Raw genomic sequence first — 4,590 nt, 5'->3', positions numbered from 1 at the left:
GCGATGCCGGGATCAGCAGGCAGAAGCGGCGGCTGATCGAAGCGGTCAAGGCTGGGCGGATCGAGTTCCGAGACATCAATCTTGAACCGGCAGCGCTAGCCGGATTTGGCGCGTCGCTTGAGGATATCCGCCGCCGGCTGCACGCCACCGATGCCGAGGGCCGACTGCTGGTCGGCGCCGATGTCGCCATCGCGGTATGGAAGGTCACGCCGGGCGAGGGCTGGTTGGCGACGCTGTTCGGCAATCCGGTTGCCTTGCCGCTGACACGCTTTGCCTACGATCGCTTTGCCGATCTTCTCTATGCCTGGAACCGGCGCAAGGGGCGCTGGTAGCCGAATTTATCGGTGGCCGCCGTTCGCAACGAAGCGGCCGAGACTGGAAAATCGAGCCCGCTGGTGCTGCATTCAGATACATCGTAAGATATATCTTGACTCCATCGATTGACTTGCCTAATTAAGATATATCGTACGATACAACTCAAGGAGCAATCAATGCACAAACACAATCATTTCGGGCGCGGTCATTTCGGCGAGCGCATGTTCATGCACATGGCCGGCAAATTCGGTGGCAGAGGGGGCGGCGGCTTTGGCCCGTTCGGCCACGGCGGCCGTGGTGGCGGGCGCGGCGGTCCGGGCGACATGTTCCGCGCCGGACGCATGCTGGCCGACGGCGACCTCAAGCTGATCACGCTGTCGCTGCTGGCCGAAGCGCCGCGTCACGGCTACGACATCATCAAGGCCCTGGAAGAGCGCACCAGCGGCATCTACAGCCCGAGCCCGGGCGTGGTCTACCCGACGCTGACCTTCCTGGAAGAGGCCGGCTATGCCGCCTCCGCCGCCGACGGTAACAAGAAGGTGTTTTCGATCACCGAGGCGGGCCAGGCGCATCTCGCCGACAACCGCGAGATGATCGACGGCGTGCTCGACCATCTCGAGCGCTTCGGCCGCAAAATGGCCAAGGCGCGCGACTGGTTCGGCTGGAACGACGAGAGCGAAGAGGGCGGGCGTCGTGGCGGCCGCGGGGATCGTTCGGAAGCGCGCGACGAATTCCGCGCAGTCCGTCACCGGCTGCGCGCGGCTCTGGGCGACTTCGTCGACGCCCCGGCCGACAAGCAGGCCGAGGCCATCGCCATCCTCGAAGCCGCCGCCGAGGCGCTGGAAGCGCTGTCGCACAAGTAAGCTCGTCCAGCCGACCGGACGCAGCCCTTGCCCGCTGGCCCAAGGACCGATAGTGAAATTCATCCCGCGTCACTCTACATGGTGCGGGATGAATGCTGTTGGAGGAAGTCCGATGTCTTTTCTGAAGCGTCTTTTCGGCGGTGGCGGCGGCGGAACCCAGACGGCTGAGCCGACGAGTGCAGCGCCAGCCAAGCAGGTCGAGCACAAGGGCTTTCTGATCAGCGCCACGCCCTACAAGGCCGATGGCCAGTACCAGACCTGCGGCGTCGTCTCCAAGGAGATCGACGGCGTGGTGAAGGAACACAAATTCATCCGCGCCGACCGCTTTGCCGGGCTCGATGACGCCGTCGACATCTCGATCAAGAAGGGCATCCAACTGGTCGACGAGCAGGGCGATCGGGTTTTTGGGTAAGGGCCGGACCATCGCCACACCGAGCGCCCCTTAGCCGCCCGGGCCTTGCGCCACGATAGACCTATCGCTCAGGGGTTGACGTGCGACCGCCAGCGGGTCAATTCGTCCTGGCGGGATCGATCGTCATCAGGCGTGCCCTTGCCTCGATCAGGTGCCTTTGCGCGGCCCTTATCCGGCTGCACAATGCCAGATTGAGGGCGACGCCACCTTCCTCATCCAGCAAGTCGTTCGCGCACTTCAAAGAGTGCTCAGCTCTCCTTATACGCAGTCTGGCTTTGGCCGCTTCCATGCTGTGAATTTCAATCATTGCGCCGCGTCCTTTGCGGTTCCGGTCCCTTCATGGACTAAACCGCTGATGATCGCATTGGTTCCGGCCCAGGGAATATGCCCGCGGCTTCGGCTATTTCGTTGTCGTGTTGAATTCACGGTTTGCCGTGTAATCGATCACGAAGGTACCCTCGGGAGCGCGAACGCCCTGCTTCACATTTGATATAGTCACCGTTGTGGTAAGTCCCTTCTCGTCGGTGAGGCTCCATCTGCGCAGATCGAGAGATTTACTGTCGAACACCATGGAGATGCTCGAATTGCCGAAGGTCGATCTGTCGGCCAGCTTGACGGTAACTTGGGCGCCATCGTCCCTGATGCTTTTCACGCGATTGCCGGAGAAGTCGACCTTATTGTCGAGCAGCAGCTTAAGCGGCGTCTTCGAGAGAGCATAAAGCCGCGATGTCTTCAGCTTTCTGTTATAAACCACCAGGGATTTGCCATCTGCAATCACGCTGATCCCTGATTGGCCTGCATAGTTGAATCGGATCTTGCCGGGGCGTTGTAGAAAAAACCTGCCACGGGTCCTCTCCGCATTTGGACCCGACTGGACGAAGTCCCCGGACATGGACTTTACCGATGAGAGGTGATCGGCAATCGTCTTGCCATCAACAGGCGCGGCGGAGATCGCGGCGGTGGATGCCGCATACATCGCGGCAGCGCTGGCAACGGCGAACCAGCAACCCAGCAGTACTTTGATCCGATAGCCCATCGCTTATCCCACCTCCGGAGCAGGCGCGTGATCGAAAGAGATCACGCGCCTCCAGGTCAGTAACCCTCCGGGCATCGTGCAACGTAAACCCGGCCATACTGATCGCGATATCTGCACTGGCCGGCTTCGCTGGCGTGCCCGATGACGGCCCCGGCTATCGCGCCAACCGCACCGCCAACAACCGCCCCTTGCACAGGATCGCCGGCCACCGCGGCGCCTACCGCTGCGCCACCCAAGCCGCCGACGGCAGCGCCTTGTTCTGTACGGGAGCACGCCGAGAGCGGAATGAGCAGGCTCAAAATGAGCAGCGTCTTTTTCATTGGTTCTCTCCTGGGCTACTATTAGCCAAAGCTTAAATGCTCAAGAAAGCTTTTCGATCCATCGTGGGTTGCCTGTCCGTCAAGCGCCGGGCCGTGGCGGACCCGTGTGCCCTCCGGCTCAAACGCCTGCAATCGCCAAAAGCCAGGCCAGGATATCGAGCAGCAGAAACAGCAGCGCAATCTGCAGCGCCACCCGCAGCCGCTGGATAATTCGCCAGTTGCCGGCCATGTCCGCCTTGATGCGAAGCGCAAGCGCGCGGCGCATGGCCGACATCGTCGTCGGCCTGTCGCCGTCGACATATTGATCAAGCAACTCTTCGGGATCGAAGCGGAATGTGTATTGGTGGTAGGGCCAAAGCATGAAGACGATCAGCCCGCCAATGCCGAACAGCAGGGCCACCGCAATCCAGTCCCAAGGCCCAAGCCCGTTGGAAAGGGCCGCACCGCCAAGCAACGAGTTTGCGAAGGCGGTGGCGAAGACAAGGCTGCCGGCGCGGCTGCTCATGTTCTCCACAAGGGTTTGCTGTTGCGTGAGACCTCTCACTGCTTCCTGATAAATGAATGCAAGACGCGGATCGTCGTCGGTAACAGCGCTTGCGGCAATTCTGTTGCTTTCGCTTCCACTCGGATGTTCGACCATCAGGGTGTCCTCTCTGGCGTGGACTGGATGCGCGAGCTCAGTCGAGATCGCTTGCCTGCAAACGTTGGCCGTAAGCTGCCTCGCGCAAGGGGGAATCCGCAGTGAACCGAACGGGCCAGGCTGATTGCGCGCCTGGCCAGCAAGGTGTGGAAATCGACGCGGACTAAGCCGGCTGCAACTCCCTGCGCGGTAGCGGCGGAAACGCGATGGCGATGCCGACCGCGCCGAGCCCGATAAGAGCCGAGCCGATGAACAGCCAGGAATAGTTGGCGTAGGCGTCGAACACCATGCCGCCGGCAAGCGGGCCCAGCGCCATGCCGAGGCTGGACAGCATGGTGGCGGCGCCGAACACGGTGCCGAGGATGCGCTGGCCGAAATATTCGCGCGCCAGCACCGCATAGAGCGGCATGACGCCGCCATAGGTGGCACCGAAGATAACGGCCAGCATGTAGAACTGCTCAAGCCGGCTGATCGAGAGATAGGCGGCAATGACGATCGCCTGGATCGCCAGGCCCGCGATCAGCACCGGCTTGACGCCCAGCCGGTCGGCCAGCACGCCGTAGAAGAGCCGGCCGCCGAGGCCTGCCAGGCCTTCGACACTGTAGATCGAGACCGCTGCCATGGGGGCGACGCCACACAGCATGGCATAGCTGACCATATGGAAGATCGGGCCGGAATGCGCCGCACAGCAGGCAAAGAAGGTCAGCCCCAGCACGATGAACTGCGGTGAGCGCAGCGCCTTGCCGACCGTCAGGCCGGCGCCTTCGGCAACCGGCGCGGAGCCGGTATCGGCCATGACGGGCTTCGGTGGTTGGCGCACCAGCAGCACCGCCGGCAACAGCAATAGCCAGGCGGTAATGCCGATATCGAACATGGCGGTGCGCCAGTCATAGGCGGAGATCAGCCAGCGGGCGAAGGGCGAAATCGTCATCGGCGCCACGCCCATGCCGGCCGAGACCAGCGAGACGGCGAGGCTACGGTTGGTGTCGAACCAGCCTGTGGTC

General features: G+C 62.2%; 8 protein-coding genes. 3 read left to right on the top strand and 5 right to left on the bottom strand.

What is annotated here, in order from left to right; translation table 11 throughout:
• The 3 genes from ENZ75_RS21990 to ENZ75_RS21980 form a co-directional block, all read left to right on the top strand.
• On the top strand, positions 1-332 hold a 332-nt coding region (locus ENZ75_RS21990), incomplete at its 5' end, for a DCC1-like thiol-disulfide oxidoreductase family protein (RefSeq protein ID WP_128278311.1).
• 159 nt (positions 333-491) lie between these two features.
• Positions 492-1,178, top strand: coding sequence for a PadR family transcriptional regulator (locus ENZ75_RS21985; protein ID WP_063168775.1), 687 nt, complete (start codon positions 492-494; stop codon positions 1,176-1,178).
• Between the two features lie 112 nt (positions 1,179-1,290).
• On the top strand, positions 1,291-1,590 hold the full coding sequence (locus ENZ75_RS21980; RefSeq protein WP_024505488.1) for an HlyU family transcriptional regulator: 300 nt from the start codon (positions 1,291-1,293) through the stop codon (positions 1,588-1,590).
• Positions 1,591-1,687: 97 nt separating this feature from the next.
• On the opposite strand, the gene ENZ75_RS21975 is transcribed toward ENZ75_RS21980, so the two are convergent.
• The 5 genes from ENZ75_RS21975 to ENZ75_RS21955 all read right to left on the bottom strand — a co-directional run.
• Positions 1,688-1,897 carry a hypothetical protein gene (locus tag ENZ75_RS21975; RefSeq protein WP_013530154.1) on the bottom strand — a complete coding sequence of 70 codons (210 nt, stop codon included), beginning with the start codon at positions 1,895-1,897 and terminating at the stop codon, positions 1,688-1,690.
• Positions 1,898-1,990: 93 nt separating this feature from the next.
• Complete coding sequence (locus ENZ75_RS21970; RefSeq protein WP_063168774.1) at positions 1,991-2,626, bottom strand: outer membrane lipoprotein carrier protein LolA; 636 nt, start codon at positions 2,624-2,626, stop codon at positions 1,991-1,993.
• Positions 2,627-2,682: 56 nt separating this feature from the next.
• A complete protein-coding gene (locus ENZ75_RS21965; RefSeq protein WP_013530156.1) occupies positions 2,683-2,946 on the bottom strand; it encodes a YMGG-like glycine zipper-containing protein in 264 nt (87 codons plus the stop codon).
• 118 nt (positions 2,947-3,064) lie between these two features.
• Positions 3,065-3,451, bottom strand: a complete 387-nt coding sequence (locus tag ENZ75_RS21960; protein ID WP_082826532.1) for a hypothetical protein — start codon at positions 3,449-3,451, stop codon at positions 3,065-3,067.
• Positions 3,452-3,749: 298 nt separating this feature from the next.
• Positions 3,750-4,590: MFS transporter (locus ENZ75_RS21955; protein ID WP_128278310.1), on the bottom strand; the 841-nt coding region annotated here is incomplete at its 5' end.

This window comes from Mesorhizobium sp. M7A.F.Ca.CA.002.04.1.1 (assembly GCF_004022805.1).
GTDB classification, from domain to species: Bacteria; Pseudomonadota; Alphaproteobacteria; order Rhizobiales; family Rhizobiaceae; genus Mesorhizobium; species Mesorhizobium ciceri.
The sequence above is the reverse complement of the archived record's forward strand: the minus strand, read 5'-3'. Positions and strand labels throughout refer to the sequence as shown.

Coding starts and splice junctions, on each gene's coding strand:
- ENZ75_RS21985 (WP_063168775.1), top strand. CDS start 492: ATGCACAAACACAATCATTTCGGGCGCGGTCATTTCGGCGAGCGCATG.
- ENZ75_RS21980 (WP_024505488.1), top strand. CDS start 1,291: ATGTCTTTTCTGAAGCGTCTTTTCGGCGGTGGCGGCGGCGGAACCCAG.
- ENZ75_RS21975 (WP_013530154.1), bottom strand. CDS start 1,897: ATGATTGAAATTCACAGCATGGAAGCGGCCAAAGCCAGACTGCGTATA.
- ENZ75_RS21970 (WP_063168774.1), bottom strand. CDS start 2,626: ATGGGCTATCGGATCAAAGTACTGCTGGGTTGCTGGTTCGCCGTTGCC.
- ENZ75_RS21965 (WP_013530156.1), bottom strand. CDS start 2,946: ATGAAAAAGACGCTGCTCATTTTGAGCCTGCTCATTCCGCTCTCGGCG.
- ENZ75_RS21960 (WP_082826532.1), bottom strand. CDS start 3,451: ATGAGCAGCCGCGCCGGCAGCCTTGTCTTCGCCACCGCCTTCGCAAAC.